This window comes from Rhizobium sp. 10N427 (assembly GCF_056394605.1).
In genome coordinates this window covers 92,997-112,972 of sequence record NZ_JBFTID010000007.1, presented here as the reverse complement: position 1 = coordinate 112,972, position 19,976 = coordinate 92,997, and the positions used below count along the sequence as shown (strand labels likewise).

Genomic DNA, 19,976 nt, shown 5'->3' with positions numbered 1-19,976 from the left:
ACCTTTTATTTTATGCCTGCTCCCAGGACGCTTATTCGTCGCGGTAAACCTTCTCGCGGCGCTCGTGGCGTTCCTGCGCTTCGATCGACAGTGTCGCGATCGGGCGGGCGTCGAGGCGCTTAAGGCCGATCGGCTCGCCGGTTTCCTCGCAGTAGCCGTAAGTGCCTTCCTCGATCCGCTGCAGGGCAGCATCGATCTTGGAGATCAGTTTTCTCTGACGGTCGCGCGCCCGAAGTTCGATGGCGCGGTCTGTTTCGGAAGATGCCCGATCCGCGAGGTCGGGGTGGTTGGCGCTTTCTTCAGCGAGATGATCCAGTGTCTCGCGCGCTTCTCTAAGGATGTCATTTCGCCATGCGACCAGCTTCGTGCGGAAGTATGCTCGCTGGTTTACGTTCATGAACTCCTCGTCTTCCGAGGGAACGTAGCTGCTAAGATCGATCTTCTCACTCAACGCGATTCTCCTGAAGAACATCTCATGTGGCGGGCTGTATATCTCATGCGCCAATATCGATTCAAGCCAAATACGACATGTAAACAGATTTTTAAATCTGTCATATTTTTAGGCTAACAGTCTATTTTCTCAGCACTATTCCAGATTCGCTTTCTCACCCCGCCTTCAACAAGCCGTGTAGGCCCAGCGCTTTTGCACCACCACGGCACGTCACCGGTTGACGCCGGCAATACCCGGCGGCTACTGAAAAGGCTCCTTCGCACGTGGATTTTTCTATGGCCGCAACCTTGCATACGCCTTCGCGAATCTACCTGTTGCGGCATGCCGAAGCCGCCTGGGCGCAGCCCGGAGAACGCGATTTCGACCGCGCCCTGAGCGAAAAGGGATACGGCGATGCCGAGATCCTCGCCGACCGCGCAGCGGACAAGGGCTACCGTCCGGACATTATCCTGAGCTCAACGGCGAAGCGCTGCCGCCAGACGGCCGATGCTGTTCACCGCGCCATGGGGCTATCGCTGGAGCTGCGCTATATCGACGAACTCTATAACGCTGCCCCAAATGTCTATCTCGAGCTCCTCGATACGCAGGAAAGCAATGCGGTGATGCTGGTCGGCCATAATCCGACGATCGAGCAGACGCTGGAGGCGCTGATCGGCCACGAACAGCTGCTGCGCGCCCTGCCCGGCGGCTTTCCCGCCGGCGGCCTTGCGGTTCTGGATTTCGACGCAGCGGCCGCCGCCTGGAAGCTGCGTGAATTTCTGAGCGGCTGACGCGGTTGCATGCCGGTTCTTTTTCCGGCGGCCTCGCCATCCTATATGCTTGAGCAATGACAACCGGGACACCGCCTTGCCGCCAAGCTTGACCTCCTTCGCTGACGATGCCCGCATCGCACTCGATAACCTCACCGACCGCGCCACGGGTCTGGTCAATCCGACCGTCCGTCTCGGCGTCACCGGTCTATCCCGTTCCGGCAAGACGGTCTTCATCTCCTCCCTGGTCCATAACCTCCTGCATGGCGGCCGCCTGCCGCTGTTCGAACCGGTGCAATCGGGCCGCGTTTCGGCGATACGCCTCGAAGAGCAGCCTGATGACGGCGTTCCGCGCTTTCAGTACGAAGATCACATCCGCGCGCTGGTGAAGGATCGCGTCTGGCCGGATTCCACCCGCGCCATCTCAGAACTGCGGGTCACCATCGACTATCAGAGCGCCAGCGGCTGGAACCGCATGTTTTCGCCAGGGCGCCTGTCGATCGATATCGTCGACTATCCGGGCGAATGGCTGCTCGACCTGCCGCTGCTCGCCAAGGATTTCCGGACTTTCAGCGAGGATACCCTGGCGCTCGCCCGCACCGGCATCCGCGCCGAACTCTCGAAGACCTGGCTCGAGCTGACACAGGCAGCCGATCTTCACGCGGCGGCCGATGAGATGCAGGCCCGAGACCTCGCAACGTCCTTTGCCGCCTATCTGAAGGCCTGCAAGGCCGACGAACGTTCGCTCTCGACGTTGCCACCCGGCCGTTTCCTCCTGCCGGGCGATCTCGACGGCTCACCGGCACTGACCTTCGCGCCGCTGCTCCCGCCGCCCGAAGGCCGGGCCGAAAAGGGCTCGCTCTGGGCGATGATGGAGCGGCGCTACGAGGCCTACAAATCGGTCGTCGTCAAACCGTTCTTCCGCGAGCACTTTGCCCGTCTCGACCGCCAGATCGTGCTTGTCGATGCGCTGCAGGCAATCAACCGCGGCCCCGAAGCCGTGCAGGATCTCGAACGGGCGTTGACAGACGTGCTGGCCTGCTTCCGCCCGGGAACCAACTCGCTCCTCTCCTCGCTTCTCGGCCGCCGTATTGACCGGGTGCTGGTCGCCGCCACCAAGGCCGACCACCTGCATCACGAAAGCCACGACCGGCTGGACGCCCTGACGCGGCGCCTCGTCGAACGCGCCGTCCACCGCATCGGCATGGCCGGCGCGGGCATCGACGTCATGGCGCTTGCCTCGGTGCGCGCCACCCGCGAGGCGACCGTCAGGCGCGACGGACACGACCTGCCTGTGATCGTCGGCACGCCGATCGATGGCGAGACGATCGGCGGCGAGCGTTTCGACGGCATCCGCAAGACCGCTATCTTCCCCGGAGACCTGCCCGAGAACCCCGAAAGCCTGTTCGCAGCCATTGAATCCAATGCGGGAGATATCCACCTCCCGGATGTCAACGTCGTCCGCTTCAGGCCACCGCAGCTCGAGGAAACCGGTGGCGGCATCAAGCTCTCGGTGCCGCATATCCGCCTCGACCGCGCCATGCAGTTCCTGTTTGGAGACCGCCTCGCATGAGCAAGTCCAATCCAGAAAATGCCGCTGGCAATACGCGCAAACCTGCAGCCTTTGTTTACGAAGACGAGCCTCGCGCGCTGGAAACCGCCGTGCCGGTGCAGCGCCGCAAGCCGTCCAGCTTCGAGGCCGACGTCGTCCTGACACCGGATGAGGATGATCCCTTCATCAACCCCGACAAGGATGCTGCGCCGCTTCCGGTCGCAATGCCGCGCAGACGCCGCACATCCTTCGCGAAAATCGCCGGAGCGGCGTTCGGCGTGCTTTTGTCGCTCGCCTTCGGTCTCTGGACCGACAGCCTGATCCGCGACCTCTTTTCCCGCGCCGACTGGCTGGGCTACGCCGCCCTTACCGCGCTTGCGATCGGCATCCTTGCCGTGATCGGTATCGTCATCCGCGAGACCGCGGGCATGATGCGGCTCGCCGCCGTCCAGACGATCAAGGCCGAGGCCGAGGCGGCCATTCTGGAAACCAGGCCGGCCAAGGCGCGCAGTCTCGTCAACCGGCTGGCGGCAATGCTTTCGGCAAAGCCCGAGACAGCCAAGGGCCGCGCCACGCTGAAGGCCTCCGAAAACGACATCATCGACGCCCCGCATCTGGTGGCGCTTGCCGAACGCGAGCTGCTCGGACCGCTCGACCGTCAGGCGCGTGCATTGATCGTCAATTCCTCGAAGCGCGTCTCGATCGTCACCGCTGTCAGCCCGCGCGCCATCGTTGACCTGCTCTACGTGCTGTATGAGGCATCGCGGCTGATCCGCGCCATGGCGGAGCTCTATGGCGGGCGGCCGGGCACGCTCGGCATGGTCAGGCTGATGCGCGACGTCCTTGCCCATCTCGCGGTGACCGGCTCGATCGCCGTTGGCGACAGTCTGGTGCAGCAGGTTCTCGGCCATGGACTGGCGTCGAAGCTGTCAGCGCGCCTTGGCGAAGGTGTCATCAACGGCCTGATGACCGCCCGCATCGGAATCGCCGCCATGGATCTCTGCCGCCCGCTGGCATTTCACGCCCTGAAGCGGCCGGGAATCAGCGATTTCATCGGCGATCTCACGCCTTCGATATCGGGCCGCGACCAGCAGAAGTGATCCCCAAGGGTTTTTCTCAGCCACGTCGCCTGACGCAACGGAAGCAATCAGGAAACCTATATTTTTCATAGGCGTAGCTACCCAGGTTGAAGGCTGTCCAGACGCCGAAAATGCTGGTCTTCCAGAGCCTTTCGCCATCCCGGAAACCAACCATTAACCATTATTCGGCAAAACTCCAAGGCAGTAGCGGGTAGGTGTGCCAAGGAAAATCCATGTATTTGCGCAAGCTTCTTTTCGTCTGCGGCCTGGCCGCCGTGGCTCTGTCGCCGATGGCTGACGTCACTCCTGCAGCAACCGCTGCGACACGCGATAAGGCCTTCTTCGAATCGGTGGCCGGATCCTGGCGTGGACCGGGCGAAATCGTCGCCGGCAAATACAAGGGCACGAAGTTCACCTGCAACCTGGTCGGTTCCTCGGTTACAGATGGCACCGGTATAAAGCTTGACGGCTCCTGCCGCGTCGGCGTCTTCAAACAGCCGATGACCGCGACGATCACCCAGTCGGGCAGCAGCTACAAGGGACAGTTCCTGGATGGCGCCGCCGGCAAGGGTCTGGACGTTGTATCCGGTACCGTTACCCCGGATACCGTCGTCGTTGGTCTCAACCGCTCGAAGCTGAATGGCGCGATGATTGCCCGCATCCGCGATGACAAGACGATGAACGTCACCGTCTCGGTCAAGGTCGAAGACCGCATGATCCCGGTGATCGGCCTCACCCTCACCCGTCAGCTGGACGAGATGACGGTCGGCTCGGTCCAGTAAGACAGATCATCCTCAGGACACACCCAGGCGGCGGATTTTCCGCCGCTTTTCGTTTCAAGGCTTCCGCCACCACTCGAAGCTGGCATCAGCGATTTCGATGCCCTGCACATCGGCAGTAGCGAGCCAATCCCGAACCGTCCGCCCCTTCACCAGAAGATCTCCCGCGAAATCAGCAAGCGGCATCAGCACGAAGCCGCGATCCGTCATGCGTGGATGCGGTAGCTCCAGCCGCGGCGCTTCCTGCTCGACACCTTCGTAGGTCAGGACGTCAATATCCAGCGTGCGCGGCCCCCAGCGCTCGATCCGCTCGCGCTTCATCTCCCGCTCGATCTCAAGACAGACATCAAGCAGTGCCTCCGGCGCCAGAGACGTCTCGACTCCTGCGCAGGCATTGAAGAAGAAGGATTGATCGGTCTTGCCCCAGGGCGGCGTCCGGTAAAGCCTGGACACCGCTATCACCCGGCAATCGTCCCGCATATCGAGGTGCTGCAATGCCGAGGCCATAGAGCGCACGGGATCGCCGATATTGCCGCCGAGACCGAGCGTGGCCGCCTTGAAAGGATCAGTGTGCAAAGTGTTCGACGCTCACCTGAACGAAATCAAGCACGCCTGGAACCGGCGCACTCGGCTTGCGCACCGTGATCTTCGCCCGGGTGATCTGGTGAAAGCGCTCACAGAGCCCCTTGGCGATATCGAGCGCCAGCGCCTCGATCAGATAGCGCCGCTTGCCGACGACGATCTCCTCGATGACAGTGAAGGCGATACCGTAATTGACGGTATCCTCGATCGAGTCGCTTTCCAGCGCCTTGCCGGCAGTCACGTCGAGTTCGGCATCGACGAAGAAGCGCTGTCCGAGGAACTCTTCCTCGTCATGCACGCCATGGCGCGCGAAGAACGCACAGTTCTGCATCAGGATCGTATATTTCATAGTCATTGGCCCCGGCGTCCTTCGTAATTTCGGCGTGCCGCCAGCATAGCATCGGCAACAGCCAGCGCATCCCTGTTGATTGCGACATTGTGGACCCGGAAAACCGCAGCCCCCGCCAATCTGAGCAGCGCGCTGCTGGCCGCCGTCGCCGCATCGCGATCCGCGGCATCCCGGCCGGTCACAGCGCCGATGAAGCGCTTGCGCGAGGTCCCAGCGAGCAACGGAAAGCCGAAGCGCGACAGCTCCGCAAACCGCGCCATCAACTCGAAATTCTCGTCCGCCGTTTCCTTGGCGAAACCGAAGCCTGGATCGAGAACGATCTGCTCGTTGGCAATCCCGGCCTCGCTTGCCAGTGCCAGCGACCGCTCCAGGAACACTGCCTGGTCGGCGACCATATCGGGCAGCTTCTCGCGCTCGCGGCCCGTATGCATGATGCACACGCCGGCATTCGCCTTCGCAACAACGCCGGGCATCGCCAGATCCTTCTGCAGCCCGAACACGTCGTTGACGATATGGGCGCCTGCTTGGATGGCGAGCCTTGCGGTCTCCGCCCGGTAGGTATCGACAGAAATCAGCACCTCGGTCTTGCCGCGCAGCGCCTCGATGACGGGTAGCACGCGCCGCTGCTCCTCGGCCGCATCGACCTTGGCAGCACCCGGCCGCGTCGACTCGCCGCCGATGTCGATGATCTCAGCACCTTCGGCCACCGCCGCCAGCGCGTGCGCGACGGCCGCATCGGCGTGATCGTACTTCCCGCCATCGGAAAACGAGTCCGGCGTCACGTTGACGATCGCCATGATCACGCTCGTTGCGCCGAGCGCCAACTCGCGGTCATGGGCGACCCGCCATCGGCTGACCTGAAGCTCACTCACCGGCGTTTATCCTATTGATAATAAAAAATCCTGCGCCTATTGCGCTCGCGGTGGCTATGCCCCAAGCTCCGCCAAACTTCAACATGGGTCACCGTCTAGAATGCCTTCCGCATCGCCGAATATGCGTCTTCTCCTTGCTTTTTCCATGACGATTGCCCTTTGCACCTCAGCGTCGGCCGAAGTGGTCGCCACGAAGAGCTATTCCTATTTCGACATCCGCGGCAAAACCGCCGACGAGCTCGACCAGCAGCTCAGCACACGCGGCCCGACGGCCAACGGTTCATCCGCCCGCCACCCCGGCGCCACCAAGATCCGCTTCGGCGGAGAAGCCACCTATGTCCAGCACGACGGACGCTGCAAGGTCGGCAGCGCCAAGGTCACCGTCCATACTCAGATCATCCTGCCGCGCTGGCGTAACCGCAAGGGCGCGACGAAGGACCTGTCGATGATCTGGGATGCGCTATCGAGCGATATCAAGCGCCACGAAGAGCGCCACGCCGAAATCGCCAGAACACAGGCACGCGCCATGGAGCGCGGCATTCTTGCGCTTCCCGCACAGCGCAACTGCGAGGCAATGCAGGAGTTGGTATCGGAAGAATCCACTCGCGGAATAGACGAGCACGACCGCCTTCAGGCGCGCTTCGACAAGGTCGAGGCGGTCAATTTCCAGAATCGGATGATGCGACTGCTCAACAACCGACTCAAATCATCCGGCGGCAAAAACTAGCGCATTTGCGGGCAAGATACGACGCAAGATCGTTAGCTGCACAACGAAACCTGTGCGAAACTTGCGTCCTCCCCAGCCTCTCAATGGTGAAAATTAGCGATAGGCGACTCAACTGAGGCGCGCTAATATGAACACATTCGAAAGTTCAGGACTGAACTACCTGATCTTTCCGTCGCTGGGTTCTCCTGGCGCGTTCCAAGCCGCGGACGGTCCTCCCTCGTCCGATGGTTATGCGCCCGCCTCGCCTCGCTCGTCATCCGGCGCGCGAGGCTTTTTTTGGCGAGATCAGGCCTGGCGTTCCGGTACGTGAACCGTCAGTCCATCCAGCACAGCCTTCATGCGGATCTGACAGGAGAGGCGCGAAGTCGGGCGGACGTCGAAGGCGAAGTCCAGCATGTCTTCTTCCATCGCTTCGGGCGGACCGACGCGTTCGACCCATTCTTCGTCGATATAGACATGACAGGTAGCGCAGGCGCAGGCGCCGCCGCATTCGGCTTCGATGCCCGGGACGGAATTGCGCACGGCATTTTCCATGACGGTGGAACCCTGATCGACGTCAAGGTCAAAGCGCGTGCCGTCGAAGGCGACAATGGTCAGTTTGGGCATTGTGATTTCCGGTAACCGTATTGAGGGAGGATCAGAATTTTTCTTCCAACAAATCTGCGAGGCAGTCAACATCGACAGCCCCGGCAGTGTCATCCCACACTTAAAAGCGACAGGCTTGCTTGATTGCGGCATGCCGGTGGTCACAAAAAGACCCGCTGCTCATCGGAAACAGACATGCCTGTTCCGGAATGATGCAGCGGGTCCAGCTTTGCGACTGATGCCTGGCTCTTAACGGCTCAGCTTCAGGATGAAATTCTCGGCCTCGACGACAGCAGCACCGACGGCTGCCATCGATGCAGCGTCACCGGCATTGAACTCAAGCGTTTCGGCCGTCTCCGACACCCGGAAAGCACCGACAGCGCTTGCGGCGCCCTTCAGCCGGTGCGCGGCTGCGACGATCTTCTGCGCCTCTCCGGAGGCGATCTCTCCGAGACACGCGCGTGCCTGGCGCGCGAACATCTGGAGGACCTCGATTTCGAGGGCCTTGTCGCCCATCGTCTGCTTTGCAAGATGCACCAGGTCGATCGGACGGACCTTGGAGGGGCACGGCCCCTTCGAATTATCCGGCGCTTCGAACGCGATACTGACTGCTGCCATGTGCCAAACTCCCGTCTTTATCCCCGCGGTTGAACTCTACAGTGCGGCTGGAGAGTGGCGATCGCGTTAAATTCCGGCACATTGAGGGCGGGATTCTGGCGCTATGGTTAATATCCGTTAAACATCGCTAAATTATTGGTTTTTCAACAGGCTCTGCCGTTAAATCATGTTAACAACCCATTAACGGAAGGTGATTAGCAAGCCTTCGTTAATTGTCTACGAAGCCCGGATGTGTCACTACGATACTGGTACAGTGGGTTTGTGCTACGCGCCTTTGCGGGCCAAGTGGATAATGGTAATGTTTTGATACCGTCCGTTTGAAAAAGCGGCTATCCACTCTGAAATGACATGCTTATCCGTCCGTCGTCTTGGATGGGAAGGTCAGAGGCAAAAGGTTGACGTCCGGACGCGGCGATGTCCGGACCAGCGGCTGAACCGGCTGAGATGTAACGAGGCGTAACGGAATGGCGAACAACAAGTACAACGAGTCGATCGAGGACAAAGCGTTCAAGGCATTGGACGAGGCGCTCCAGATCGATTTCAGCCAGCAGAAAGCGCCGTCTCGCAGCGGCAAAACGCCCGACGCCCCGGAGGCCAATGTGTCTGAGAACCCATCTGCGCGTAATCAGCAGGACCAGGACGACAGCCAGCGCCGCCGCGGCCGCTCAAAGGGTGCAGAGCATCAGGCACCCCGCGCTCCGGCCTTTGCCCCGGCAAACGATGCCAACCGCAACACGCCCGCTTCGCTTCTGAAGTCGCTCGACGGCAGCTCGACGCGCGTCGCCGTGCGCAACGCCACCCTGTTTTCGCTGATCTGGATTGTCGGCGGCATCGGTCTGATGTCCCTGCTCTATTCGCCGCAGATCTGGCAGATCCGTTCGGTCGCCGATCTGGTCGGCCTGCCTGGCGTGATCGCCGGCATCGTCGGCATCATCATACCTGTTCTGCTGTTCTACGCTTTCGCGATCATGATTTCGCGTGCCCAGGACATGCGCAACGCCGCCCGCTCCATGGCCGAAGTGGCGCTGCGCCTCTCCGAACCGGAAACGATCGCCTCCGAGCGCATCATGACCGTCGGTCAGGCCGTACGCCGCGAAGTCTCCGCCATGAACGAAGGCATCGAGCGTACCATTGCGCGCGCCTCCGAGCTGGAAACCCTCGTCCATTCTGAAGTGAACGCGCTTGAGCGCAGCTACGCCGATAACGAACTGCGCGTGCGCGGTCTCGTCCACGAACTCGGCTCCGAACGCGAAGCGATCGTCAATCACGCCGAGCGCATTCGCAGCTCGATCGTTGGCGTTCACGACCAGCTGAAGGAAGACCTGTCGCTGGCGACGGAAGAAATCGCCGTCCGCCTGTCGACCTCAGGCGAAGCCTTCGCCTCGATGATCGACACGCGCGCTGCGACGCTCACCGAAAAGTCGGAAGCCGCCATCCAGTCGCTCGGCTCGCTGCTGGCCGCCAAGACCGATTCCCTGCTGCAGACCCTGACCTCGTCGGGCTTTGCGCTAGCCCATGAATTCGACACCCGCCTGGACACGCTGACTTCGAGCCTCAGCGAACGCGGCGAGCACCTGCTCAGCCAGTTCGAGACGCGCGCTTCCACCATGGACAGCAGCGCCGAGAAGTTGAACGCCGCGCTCAACGACCGCGCCCGCCAGCTGAACGAAATCCTGATTGCCCGCACCCGCGAGATCAACGAGACGCTGACCGGCAGCGAACGCGAGATCACCGGCTCGCTGGATGGCGTGCTTGCCAAGCTCAACAGCGCTCTTGACGAGCGTGGCCAGAGCTTCCGCCAGAGCCTGCAGTCCAGCGCCGACGACGCGATCATGGATCTCGACCTGCGTTCGGGCTTCTTCGAAGAGCGCCTGCAGAGCACGGTCGCGCAGATGTCCACAGCTTTCGACGAACGCGTCGCAGAATTCGCCACCGCTTTCGACAAGCGCGCGGGTTCTCTCGACACCAAGCTGATGGAAAGTCTCGCCCGCATCAACGAAACGCTGGCTGGCGGTTCGGAATCGCTGGATGGCATCCTGACCTCGAGCATCGAGCGTCTCGGCGCATCGCTGACCGACCAGTCCTTCGCGCTGGCAACGGCATTCGGCACCGGCCAGGAAGTTCTCGAAAGCTCGCTCGGCAGCAAGGTCGATGAGATTTCCGAAGCGCTGGCCGCCCGCACCAAGGAAATCAACCAGACGCTGAAGAGCGCCTCTGGTGAAGTCAACGAAGCGCTGGCAGCAGGCATGGCCGATTTCCACGGCAGCCTCGCAGGCCGCACCAGTGAATTCTCCGCAGCGCTGCAGGGCGCTACCGGCGAGATCACCAACGCGCTGGCCACCGGCACGTCCGAACTGCATGCCGGCCTTGCCGACCGCACAGCAGCCCTGTCGTCTGCCCTCCACAACGCCACCGGCGAAATCTCGTTGGCACTGGCAGCAGGCACTTCGGAACTGCATAACAATCTTCAGGCCCGCTCGACCGAATTCCGCGACACGCTGCTGTCGACGACATCGGAACTGACGGCAGCGGTCTCCTCGGGTACCGAGCAGATTACCTCGGCCTTCGGCCGCGCCGACGACCTGAACACTGTCATCTCCGAGCGCGCCGCAGCGATCACCACGGCCCTGGATTCCGCCCATGAACGCATCGACAGCGCCATGGCCGAACGCGCCAACGCTCTGGAAAGCACGCTGTCAGGTCACCACGACCGTGTCGCTGACGCTCTCGACGAACGCACAATGGCACTTGCCATCTCGCTCGACTCCGCTCAGGAGCGCTTTGAGAACACCATGTCCGAACGCAGCAATGCGCTCGTCGATGCTATGGCAGGTCATCATGACCGTCTGTCGGACTCGCTCGACGAGAAGACGATGGCAATGGCGATTTCGCTGGATGACAGCCAGAGCCGCTTCGACAGCGCCCTGGAGGCCCGCGCCAATGCGATGCTGGATACAGTTGCCGGCGCCGAAGCCCGCGTTGCCGGTGCCTTCGCCGACAAGTCGGAAGCCATCCGCAGCGCCTACATCGACAGCCAGGAACGCCTCGAACGCTCGCTGAGCGACCACGCGGCCGCACTGCACTCTTCCCTGTCGAGCAACAGCGACCGTATCGAGACCGTCACCGGCGATGCAGCCGCGCGCCTGCAGACGCTCACCGGCGAAGCGGCCGATCGTATCGAGGCCGTTACCGGTGATGCCGCTGCCCGCATGCAGTCGCTGACGGGAGAAGCTGCCGATCGCATCGAAGCCGTCACCGGCGATGCTGCGCAGCGCCTGCGGACATTGACCGGCGAAGCCGCCGACCGCATCGAGGGTGGCCTGGCATCGGCGCATGACCGCATCCGCTCGACGCTCGAAGACCGCACCAACGCCATCAGCCTGGCGCTCGGCGAAGCCCATGCGCAGATCAGCGATACGCTGTCGGAGCAGGCAACGACGATCAGCGCCTCTGTCGCCGCCAGCGCCAGCATGCTGGAAATGTCGCTCGAAGATCACGAAGCCTCGCTGCGCCAGACGATCGACAACAGCTCCCGCGCACTCGACGAGCGTCTGCGCGAAGGCGCCGGCCAGATCGCCGAGCGCTTCCAAGGTGCTGCGGCCGAGATTTCCCGTACGGCCGAAACCTTCTCGACCCATCTCGACCATTCCGTCGGCGGCATGACCGAACGCTTTGCCGAAACCGGCTCGCGTGTCGAGGCCGGCCTGACGGCGCTCGAAAACCGCATCCGCGACGGCGTCGGCGGCGTTGCCGAACAGGTGGATTCAGCCGGTGCACGTCTCTCCGAAACGCTCTCCGACAGCATCAACCAGCTGCGCGAACTCGGCGATGATGCGGCCTTCCGCGTCACCACGGTTCTCGAAAGCACCAGCGACACGCTGACCGGCGCGATCGACGATCGCACCGCCAACCTCGCTTCGACGCTTGAAGAGCGCGCTCGCAGCCTTTCGTCCTCGATCGAGGCGCAGGCCTCCAGCCTCGCTGCGAGCCTCGATGGCCGCGCATCGCAGATGAACGCCTCGCTTGCGGCGAGCTCCGCAAGCCTGACGACAGCACTCGATGAGCGCACCACGCATCTCTCCTCCGCGCTCGATGAGCGCACCGCCCGCCTCGCCTCGTCCCTCGATGATCGCACGGCGAGCCTGACCTCTTCGCTCGATGAGCGCACGGCGACGCTTTCGTCGTCGATCGACGAGCGCACCGCCAATCTCGGCGACACCATGGACCGCGGCGGTGAACGTCTCGGCGAACGCCTGTCCACCATGGACCGGGCGCTGACCATGGGTCTCGACGCCGTCAACCAGACAATCGAAGGCAAGGCTGCCGGCCTCGCCTCGACGCTGCGCAACGCCGTTGCCGATGCCGCACAGGGCATGGATGCCGAAGCACAGCGCACCGCCGACCTGATGGGCCGCACTGGCCAGCAGTTCACGGAAACGCTGGACAACAAGACCGGCGAGTTCGCCCGCTCCATGGACGAGCGTTCCGAGCAGATCGTCGGCCGCGTTTCCGAGGCGCAGAACCGCCTCGCAGGCCAGGCCGCTGCGGTCGCCCAGACCTTCTCCGAAGCCGGCAACGCCATCGTCAACAAGGTTGCCGAAGCCGAGACCCTGGTCAGCGGCCAGGTCAACGCCATCTCGCAGGCTCTCTCCGACGCCCAGTCGTCGCTCGAGACCCGCGGCGACGCCATCCGCACGACGATCACCAGCGCCAGCGAAGGCATCGCCAGCACCATGTCGAATGTCGACCGTGCGCTCGAAGCCCGCAGCACGGCGATCCGCACCGGTCTCGAAGATCGTGCCCGCGAAATCGACGCGTCGCTGACCGATGTCGAGAAGGCTCTCGAAGCCCGCGGCACCTCGATCCGTGCAACGCTCGACGAGCGCACCCGCGAACTGAACTCGATGCTGGCCGGCCGCTCCTCGGAGCTCTCGCGCCTCATCGACGAGACCGCCCGCCCGATGATCGAGCGCTATGCCGAAACCGGCCACGAAGCCGCTGCCCGCATCGCCGCTGCTGCCGAGCAGAGCGCCGATCGCCTGCGTGCCGAAAATGCCGCTCTCGCCAACGCCATTGCCGCTCGCACGGAAAGCGCCTCGACGGCCGTCAACGCCATCGAGACCAGCCTGCTTGCCAACGTCAATTCGCTGATCGAGCGCCTCTCTGATAACAGCGCCTCGATGGCCCTGATGATGAACCGCGCCGCCCAGGATCTGACCGATGTCGACGGCCGCCTCGGCGATACGACCTCGCGCTTCACGGACTCGGCTGCCAAGGCTGCCGAAATGGTCTCCGCCTCCACCCGCCTTCTCGAAGGCAAGGTCGATCGCCTGTCGGATATCTCAGGACAGACGCTCGCCCAGGTCGGCTCGATCATCGGCCGCTTCGACGAACACTCCAAGGTTCTGACGCAGGCCTCCGGTCTGCTGGGTGCCGCCCAGTCGAACCTCGTTTCGACCCTCGAAGAGCGCGAAGGCGCTCTCCAGAGCCTGTCGATCGGTCTCGTGCAGCGTTCGGAAGAAATCGAAAAGACGATGCGTGCGCTTGGCACCATGGTCGAAGGCGCCTTCGAGCGCGCCGAACAGCGCTCCAATCAGGTCAGCGGAAATCTGCGCCAGAGCGTGCAGTCTTCCTTCGCCGATATCGGCCGCGTGCTCTCCGACACCGAGAAGCGTGCCGAAGAAGCCGCCGAGGCCATGCGCAGCTCGATCGTCAAGGCCGGCGAAGAAGCCAATGCCACGATCGACGGCACCTTCGGCAATGCCGAACGCCGCTCCAGCGAGCTTGCCAACCGTCTCCGCGGCGGCCTGACGGCTTCCCTTTCAGATGTTGAACGCATGCTCGGCGAAGCAGGCCGCGCCTCGGATGGCGCTGCCCAGCAGCTGCGTGAATCGCTGCGCGAAGCCGTTGACGAGGCGGTTGCCCGCTTCTCGGGTGCGACGGAAGAAATCCGCCGCTCGGCTGGCGATATCCGCAAGGAACTCGACATGACCCGCAGCGAGCTGAAGCGCGGTGCCTTCGATCTTCCAGAGGAAGCCAAGGAAAGCGCTGCCGCCATGCGCCGCGCCGTCGCCGAACAGATCAAGGCGCTGCAGGATATCTCGCATATCGTCGGCCGCTCGGTGCAGCAGTTCGAAGTCTCCGAACCGGCGCCGCGCGCCGCCCAACCGGCCCCGGCTCCCGCGCCGCGCCAGGCTCCGCCGGCACCTGCTCCGTCCCCTGTTGCAGCGCCCGTCGTTGCTGCACAGCCGGCCCCGCAGCCTGTGGCTGCTCCGGCACCCCGTCCGCAGATCGAAGATGGCTTCGCACTTCGCGGCACCATCGCTCCGGCACCGGCGGCAGCGCCGCAGCGTGCTGCTCCCGTTGCGCCCGCACCCGTAGCTGCTACGCCTGCCCGCCAGGAATCCGGTGGCTGGATCAGCGATCTGCTGCGTGGCGCCTCGCGTGACGAGGATACCGAGGAAGCACCTGCCCGTTCGGCAGCACCGCGCGCCGAAGCAGCCGCTCCGGCACAGCAGCGCGCCGCCGACAGCCGCAATCCGCGTCACGTCGTCGAATCCTTGAACTCGCTCTCGGTCGATATCGCCCGCGCCATCGATCATGACGCCTCGGTCGATCTCTGGCGCCGTTACCAGCGCGGCGAGCGCGACGTCTTCACGCGCCGCCTCTACACGCTGAAGGGCCAGCAGACCTTCGATGAGATCAAGCGCAAGTATGACCGCGAGCCGGAATTCCGCACCGCCGTCGATCGCTACATCGCCGACTTCGAAAAGCTGCTTGCGGACGTTGCCCGCAGCGACCGCGACCGGACGATCACCCAGTCCTATCTGACGTCCGATACCGGCAAGGTCTACACCATGCTGGCCCACGCCGCGGGCCGCCTGACCTAACGGAAGAAAACTCGGACTTCGCTACGCAAAGGGCCGCTTCATCAGCGGCCCTTTTTTCATTCGGCATGAAGCGCCTCACGGCAAAGTGAGACAAACGGCCGCCGCAAATCCGGGCTTATAAGCAAGACACGCTTGTCATAATGCCGTAGATTTGCTCAATCCGGTGGCCAGACAACGTCACTCCGTCACGACCCTATTCAGGTTGCCAACGCGCTGCCGCCGTTTTTGAAGAGACCACATTCGATGCCAAAGACCATGCCGCTGCTTCTCTCCGCAGCGTTCTCCGCCTCCCTGTTCCTCGGCCTCTCCTCGACATCCTCGGCCGGACAGGCGAGTTTCCTGATCGACGCGCAGACGGGCCAGGTGCTGGCAAGTGCCAATCAGGACGAGCTGAACTACCCGGCGTCGCTGACCAAGATGATGACGCTCTACCTGGCATTCGAAGCCATGCATGCCGGCCGCCTCGGCTGGGATCAGAAGCTCACGATGTCCGAGAATGCCGAGAGCAAGGAGCCCTTCAAGCTCGCCGTCGGCGCCGGCCGCAAGGTTACGGTGCGCGAAGCCGTCGAGGGCATCATCGTTCTCTCGGCGAATGATGCGGCGGTGGCGATCGCCGAACAGCTCGGCGGTTCGGAAGATGCCTTCGGCAAGCTGATGACCGCCAAGGCCCACCAGCTCGGCATGACCAACACCACCTTCAAGAACCCGTCCGGCCTGCCCGATCCGGAACAGATGACGACGGCGCGCGACATGGCGACGCTCGGCGCCGCGCTGATCCGCGACTATCCGGAAGAGTTCAAGATGTTCTCGATGCGCGGCTTCCAGTTCCGCGGCATGAAGCTGCGCGGCCACAACAATGTCATGTATCGCTATCAGGGCGCCGATGGCATCAAGACCGGCTATACGGATGCATCCGGCTATAACGTCGTGACCTCGGTCAACAAGGACGGCCGCCATGTCGTCGGCGTTGTCATGGGCGAAAAGACCGCAGCGATCCGCGACGACAAGATGGTCGCCATGCTGGACGCTGCATTGATCGGCGCTCCCGCCGCGGCGACAGCCTCGGCCGATCCGGCGGCAGCCACCGCCGCCGTTCCCGCGAACTGATCGCTAGGCCGGCTGCTTCACATCGGCAGCCGCGAAATGTGCGAGTTGGTCCGCATGGGCCTTCGCGAAAGCCGGCCGCGCCGTCGCGCGCTGGACATAGGCGCGGCAGGCCGGAAAGGCCGCCAACCCGTCGAAACGATCGACGAGGCGCAGCACATCCGCCATCAGGATATCGGCAACGGAAAACTGCCCGGCCAGCCATTCGCGCGCGGCAAGCACCGGCTCCATATGCTTCAGTCTGGCCTTCAGGAAGGAATCCAGGTTTTTCCAGGCCGGCGTATCGCCATCCTGCCCGGAGAAGATCATGATCGTCCAGGGCAGGCTTGCCGCCTCGACGGAATTGAGCGCCGCAAACAGCCACTCCAGCGCCGCGCTGCGGCCCTTCGCGTCACCGGGCATCAGCGCTTCGCTCTTGCTGCCGAGATGCAGCAGGATCGCGCCACTTTCGAAGATCGAGAGATCGCCATCGGTCAGCCACGGCACCTGGCCGAATGGCTGATGCGCGAAATGCTGCGCATCGCGCTTTGCAAAGGGGATGCCCGCGACGCGGTAGGGCAATCCCGCCTCCTCCAGCGCCCAGCGCACGCGGATATCGCGCACGTAGCCGCGCGGAAGATCGGGAACCCAGTCGAAGGTGGTGAGGACGAGGCCGGTCATTGTCTGTCTCCTTGCTATCTCCTTAGCAAAGGACGTCCCGGCACGTCATGTTCCGACACCGGCAGGTGATTTTTCTCGCTCGCCCGCCGATATCCGATGTCAGATGGACTGCAGCGTCCAGTCGACGATCTCGGTTGTTACTGCCGAGAAGGACCGGTCGAGCGACTTAATCATGCCCTCGGCTGCACCTCCAGCCGGAGCAGCAGCCCGGAACACCTTCTGGGCGCGCACCGTGCCGTTGCGATCGTTGAGGATCTTCGCGGAGATCTCGACCACCGCCTGGCTGCCCTTGCTGCTGTCGATCTCAAAGGCGCGAATATCGGTCACGACCTGATAGTCAATCGCCAGTCCCTGGCCGGGCTTGCCGACGCCGCCGAACTTGCCGGAATTCTCATAGGCCTCGACCAGCTTCGACTGCACCATGCGTGGCAGCTTGTCGCTCCATTGCGAGCGGGCCAGATACTGGATCTCGGACGGTGATACGCGAACGACGATCTGCTCGCTGTTCAGCGCTGCCAGCGCCGTTGGCTCCGGCACCAGGATCTGGCTGCGCTTGGCGGCCGGACCGGCACCGCTGCCGACGGCCGCAGACAGATCGTAGGTGTCGTTCTTGGCGCCCGTGCCGCAACCGGCAAGGGTCAGCGCCACCAGCGGCAGCGTGAAGGCTGCTCTCGCCAGCAATGAACGGCGCGCCAACAGATGCGATACGGCCATATTATGCTTCCCCTGCTTTTCTCTTATCGAAATCAACGGCGCGAGCGGCCGTCGGTCTGCTTCACCGTATCGCCACCGAAGATCAGGCGCTGCGGGTTTCTGTCGAAATTGCTGATCGCGTCGTTGAGGTTCTGCACCGTGTTGCGCGTATCGTTGACCAGCGACTGCACGTCGCGCAGCCCGCCGCTCGAGAACTTCTGCAGATTGTCGGCGATCGGCCCGATACGGGCATTCAGATTGTCGGCGACCTTCTTGAAGGATTCCAGCGTGTCGCGTGCTTCGGCAAACAGCGACTGCGAATTGTCGGTGCCGAGCAGCGCGTCGAGCTTGATCAGGATGCCGTCGACGCGCGTCGAAGCCGAGTTCAGCTTATTCGCCATCTGCGAGACGTCCTGGATCGTCTGGTTGATGTCCTTCTGATGCGACGAGACGGTATTGGCCACATCGCGGATCGAAGCGACGGCAACGCGCGCGTCCTTGGTCGCCTGCGAGATATCGTCGACCGAGCCCTTCAGCTTCTGCGGGTCGATCTGCGCCACCAGCGTATCGACGCGATCAAGTGCCGACTGCGCCTTCTTGCCGACATCGTTGAAGGTCGTTGCAGTCTGGTCGAACTTGTCGATCGCTCCCTTCAGACCGCCAGATGCGTCGGCAATGTCCTTGCTGACCTTCTCGGCATTGGCGAGGATCGTATCGATCTTCTTGGCATCGACGGCCTTCACCAGCGCCTCGACGGCAGCCAATGTCGAATCCACCTTGCCGGAAACGTTGCGAACCGTCTCGGAAAGTTGCCCGACGCTCTGCAGGAAGCTGTCGATATTGCCGGAGTTCTTGGCGAGCGCATCGGAGAAGGTCTCGGCATTCTGCAGCGTCTTGGTCAGCGGCCCGCGCGCATCCTGCACGAAGCCCTGAACCTGGCCGACGGCGTCATTGGCGCGGTCGAGGATCTTGTCGGCAGTGGCGAGCAGGTTGGTCACGCTCGACTGGTCGGCGACGATCACCGCCCGCTTGCCTGAATCGATCGACTTCTGGAGAATGTTCTCTTCACCCACCTTGCCGCCCGACATTTCGATATAGGCAGCACCGGTCAGACCCTGGATTTCAAGGATCGCCTTGGTGGACGGGTAGATCGGCGCATCGACGCGCACCTCGGTGAAGGCCAGTGAATATTGCGGATCGTCGGCATCGATCGACAGCGACTTCACCGATCCCACCTGAATACCGTTGAAGCGCACCGGCGAACCGACGCTGAGACCGTTTGCCGATCCCGGAATACGCACGACAAGCTCGGCCATCGGGCCGCTGCGGCCATATTCCGCCATCCAGTAGACGAAGCCGAACGCCGCTGCGATCACCAGAACGGTGAAGATGCCGACAATCGTATAGTTCGCTTTGGTTTCCATCGTCTCCGGTCACTTCCCGCGGCTGTCGTGACTGCCCGCGCGCGAGGCGCCGGCAGTCTCTTCCTGCGGCACGATCGAGCGTGCGCGCTTGCCCTTGAAATAGGACTGAACCCACGGATCATCGTAGGCCAGCATATCGTCGATCGTCCCTTCCACCATTACCCGCTTCTTTCCAAGCACGGCAATACGGTCGCAGACGGAAAACAGGCTGTCGAGATCGTGGGTCACCATGTAGACGGTGAGACCCAGCGTATCGCGCAGCCTGGCAATGAGATCGTCGAATTCGGCGGCACCGATCGGATCGAGACCCGATGTCGGCTCGTCGAGAAAAACGAGGTCCGGATCAAGCGCCAAGGCACGGGCAAGCGCCGCGCGCTTGATCATGCCGCCAGAGAGTTCGGACGGATACTTGTCGGCCGCGTCGGCAGCCAGACCCACCAGCTTGATCTTCAGATGCGCCAGCTCGTCCATCAATGACTTCGGCAGATCCAGATATTCGCGCATCGGAACCTGGATGTTCTCCTTGACCGTCAGCGACGAGAACAGCGCACCCTGCTGGAAGAGAACGCCGAGGCGCATGTCGAGCGAATTGCGCTCGCTCTCGTTCAGCTCGTCGAAATTCTGCCCGAGGATCTCGATCGAGCCGGAACGGCGCGGCAAGAGACGCAGGATCGTGCGCATCAGCACCGACTTGCCGGTACCGGAGGCGCCGACGAAGCCGAGGATCTCGCCGCGGTAGATATCGAGGTTCAGCTTGTCGAGCACGATCTTCGAGCCGAATCCGACCGTGACATCGCGTGCCGAAAGCACGATGTCCCGCTCCTTTTCTCCGCCCGTTTCCGTCTGTTGCTCGTTCACGCTC

17 protein-coding genes are annotated in these 19,976 nt (G+C 62.8%); 7 read left to right on the top strand and 10 right to left on the bottom strand.

What is annotated here, in order from left to right; genetic code table 11:
- Positions 1 to 31 precede the first annotated feature (31 nt).
- Positions 32 to 451: an RNA polymerase-binding protein DksA gene (gene dksA, locus AC1DIJ_RS16795; protein ID WP_112387229.1), complete on the bottom strand. Its 420-nt coding sequence runs from the start codon at positions 449 to 451 to the stop codon at positions 32 to 34.
- Between the two features lie 275 nt (positions 452 to 726).
- On the opposite strand from dksA, the gene AC1DIJ_RS16790 reads away from it, so the two are divergent.
- The 4 genes from AC1DIJ_RS16790 to AC1DIJ_RS16775 all read left to right on the top strand — a co-directional run bounded on the left by AC1DIJ_RS16790 (position 727) and on the right by AC1DIJ_RS16775 (position 4,613).
- Positions 727 to 1,221 carry a SixA phosphatase family protein gene (locus AC1DIJ_RS16790; protein WP_112387228.1) on the top strand — a complete coding sequence of 165 codons (495 nt, stop codon included), beginning with the start codon at positions 727 to 729 and terminating at the stop codon, positions 1,219 to 1,221.
- A 76-nt stretch (positions 1,222 to 1,297) separates the two neighbouring features.
- A complete protein-coding gene (locus AC1DIJ_RS16785) occupies positions 1,298 to 2,773 on the top strand; it encodes a YcjX family protein (RefSeq protein WP_112387479.1) in 1,476 nt (491 codons plus the stop codon).
- On the top strand, positions 2,770 to 3,852 hold the full coding sequence (locus tag AC1DIJ_RS16780; RefSeq protein ID WP_112387227.1) for a TIGR01620 family protein: 1,083 nt from the start codon (positions 2,770 to 2,772) through the stop codon (positions 3,850 to 3,852). The genes AC1DIJ_RS16785 and AC1DIJ_RS16780 overlap by 4 nt, the downstream gene beginning before the upstream one ends.
- Positions 3,853 to 4,064: 212 nt before the next feature.
- Positions 4,065 to 4,613 (top strand): hypothetical protein, encoded by a 549-nt coding sequence (locus tag AC1DIJ_RS16775; protein ID WP_112387226.1) that lies wholly within the window; start codon positions 4,065 to 4,067, stop codon positions 4,611 to 4,613.
- Positions 4,614 to 4,667: 54 nt separating this feature from the next.
- Here AC1DIJ_RS16775 and folK read toward each other — a convergent pair whose 3' ends face one another.
- Genes folK through folP form a run of 3 tightly spaced genes read right to left on the bottom strand, consistent with a single transcriptional unit; the run spans position 4,668 to position 6,413 of the window.
- Positions 4,668 to 5,186, bottom strand: coding sequence for a 2-amino-4-hydroxy-6-hydroxymethyldihydropteridine diphosphokinase (gene folK / locus AC1DIJ_RS16770; protein WP_477831483.1), 519 nt, complete (start codon positions 5,184 to 5,186; stop codon positions 4,668 to 4,670).
- A complete protein-coding gene (gene folB / locus AC1DIJ_RS16765; protein ID WP_112387225.1) occupies positions 5,176 to 5,547 on the bottom strand; it encodes a dihydroneopterin aldolase in 372 nt (123 codons plus the stop codon). Before folB ends, folK begins: the two co-directional genes overlap by 11 nt.
- Complete coding sequence (gene folP, locus AC1DIJ_RS16760; protein ID WP_112387224.1) at positions 5,544 to 6,413, bottom strand: dihydropteroate synthase; 870 nt, start codon at positions 6,411 to 6,413, stop codon at positions 5,544 to 5,546. The genes folB and folP overlap by 4 nt, the downstream gene beginning before the upstream one ends.
- 100 nt (positions 6,414 to 6,513) lie before the next feature.
- Between folP and AC1DIJ_RS16755 the strand changes: the two genes are divergently transcribed.
- Positions 6,514 to 7,140, top strand: coding sequence for a DUF922 domain-containing protein (locus AC1DIJ_RS16755; RefSeq protein ID WP_112387223.1), 627 nt, complete (start codon positions 6,514 to 6,516; stop codon positions 7,138 to 7,140).
- 285 nt (positions 7,141 to 7,425) lie between these two features.
- On the opposite strand, the gene AC1DIJ_RS16750 is transcribed toward AC1DIJ_RS16755, so the two are convergent.
- Positions 7,426 to 7,746, bottom strand: coding sequence for a 2Fe-2S iron-sulfur cluster-binding protein (locus AC1DIJ_RS16750; protein WP_112387222.1), 321 nt, complete (start codon positions 7,744 to 7,746; stop codon positions 7,426 to 7,428).
- Positions 7,747 to 7,974: 228 nt separating this feature from the next.
- Complete coding sequence (locus AC1DIJ_RS16745; RefSeq protein WP_112387221.1) at positions 7,975 to 8,343, bottom strand: Hpt domain-containing protein; 369 nt, start codon at positions 8,341 to 8,343, stop codon at positions 7,975 to 7,977.
- 464 nt (positions 8,344 to 8,807) lie between these two features.
- On the opposite strand from AC1DIJ_RS16745, the gene AC1DIJ_RS16740 reads away from it, so the two are divergent.
- A complete protein-coding gene (locus AC1DIJ_RS16740) occupies positions 8,808 to 15,233 on the top strand; it encodes an apolipoprotein A-IV repeat region-like domain-containing protein (protein WP_112387220.1) in 6,426 nt (2,141 codons plus the stop codon).
- A gap of 243 nt (positions 15,234 to 15,476) precedes the next feature.
- Positions 15,477 to 16,340, top strand: coding sequence for a D-alanyl-D-alanine carboxypeptidase family protein (locus tag AC1DIJ_RS16735; RefSeq protein ID WP_112387219.1), 864 nt, complete (start codon positions 15,477 to 15,479; stop codon positions 16,338 to 16,340).
- A gap of 3 nt (positions 16,341 to 16,343) precedes the next feature.
- Here AC1DIJ_RS16735 and AC1DIJ_RS16730 read toward each other — a convergent pair whose 3' ends face one another.
- From AC1DIJ_RS16730 to AC1DIJ_RS16715, 4 genes are all read right to left on the bottom strand, one after another.
- Positions 16,344 to 16,997: a glutathione S-transferase family protein gene (locus tag AC1DIJ_RS16730; protein ID WP_112387218.1), complete on the bottom strand. Its 654-nt coding sequence runs from the start codon at positions 16,995 to 16,997 to the stop codon at positions 16,344 to 16,346.
- Between the two features lie 99 nt (positions 16,998 to 17,096).
- The gene (locus AC1DIJ_RS16725) at positions 17,097 to 17,711 is read right to left on the bottom strand and encodes an ABC-type transport auxiliary lipoprotein family protein (RefSeq protein ID WP_112387217.1); all 615 of its coding nucleotides are present in this window, start codon (positions 17,709 to 17,711) and stop codon (positions 17,097 to 17,099) included.
- A 32-nt stretch (positions 17,712 to 17,743) separates the two neighbouring features.
- Positions 17,744 to 19,114 (bottom strand): MlaD family protein, encoded by a 1,371-nt coding sequence (locus AC1DIJ_RS16720; RefSeq protein ID WP_112387216.1) that lies wholly within the window; start codon positions 19,112 to 19,114, stop codon positions 17,744 to 17,746.
- A gap of 9 nt (positions 19,115 to 19,123) precedes the next feature.
- Positions 19,124 to 19,972 (bottom strand): ABC transporter ATP-binding protein, encoded by an 849-nt coding sequence (locus tag AC1DIJ_RS16715; RefSeq protein ID WP_112387477.1) that lies wholly within the window; start codon positions 19,970 to 19,972, stop codon positions 19,124 to 19,126.
- Positions 19,973 to 19,976 lie beyond the last annotated feature (4 nt).

Bases quoted from the DNA above. Each gene is read 5' to 3' on its own strand.
- AC1DIJ_RS16730 (WP_112387218.1), bottom strand. From the start codon at position 16,997: ATGACCGGCCTCGTCCTCACCACCTTCGACTGGGTTCCCGATCTTCCG.
- AC1DIJ_RS16790 (WP_112387228.1), top strand. From the start codon at position 727: ATGGCCGCAACCTTGCATACGCCTTCGCGAATCTACCTGTTGCGGCAT.
- AC1DIJ_RS16745 (WP_112387221.1), bottom strand. From the start codon at position 8,343: ATGGCAGCAGTCAGTATCGCGTTCGAAGCGCCGGATAATTCGAAGGGG.
- AC1DIJ_RS16780 (WP_112387227.1), top strand. From the start codon at position 2,770: ATGAGCAAGTCCAATCCAGAAAATGCCGCTGGCAATACGCGCAAACCT.
- AC1DIJ_RS16725 (WP_112387217.1), bottom strand. From the start codon at position 17,711: ATGGCCGTATCGCATCTGTTGGCGCGCCGTTCATTGCTGGCGAGAGCA.
- AC1DIJ_RS16755 (WP_112387223.1), top strand. From the start codon at position 6,514: ATGCCTTCCGCATCGCCGAATATGCGTCTTCTCCTTGCTTTTTCCATG.
- AC1DIJ_RS16775 (WP_112387226.1), top strand. From the start codon at position 4,065: ATGTATTTGCGCAAGCTTCTTTTCGTCTGCGGCCTGGCCGCCGTGGCT.
- AC1DIJ_RS16740 (WP_112387220.1), top strand. From the start codon at position 8,808: ATGGCGAACAACAAGTACAACGAGTCGATCGAGGACAAAGCGTTCAAG.
- folB (WP_112387225.1), bottom strand. From the start codon at position 5,547: ATGACTATGAAATATACGATCCTGATGCAGAACTGTGCGTTCTTCGCG.
- AC1DIJ_RS16750 (WP_112387222.1), bottom strand. From the start codon at position 7,746: ATGCCCAAACTGACCATTGTCGCCTTCGACGGCACGCGCTTTGACCTT.
- AC1DIJ_RS16720 (WP_112387216.1), bottom strand. From the start codon at position 19,114: ATGGAAACCAAAGCGAACTATACGATTGTCGGCATCTTCACCGTTCTG.
- AC1DIJ_RS16735 (WP_112387219.1), top strand. From the start codon at position 15,477: ATGCCAAAGACCATGCCGCTGCTTCTCTCCGCAGCGTTCTCCGCCTCC.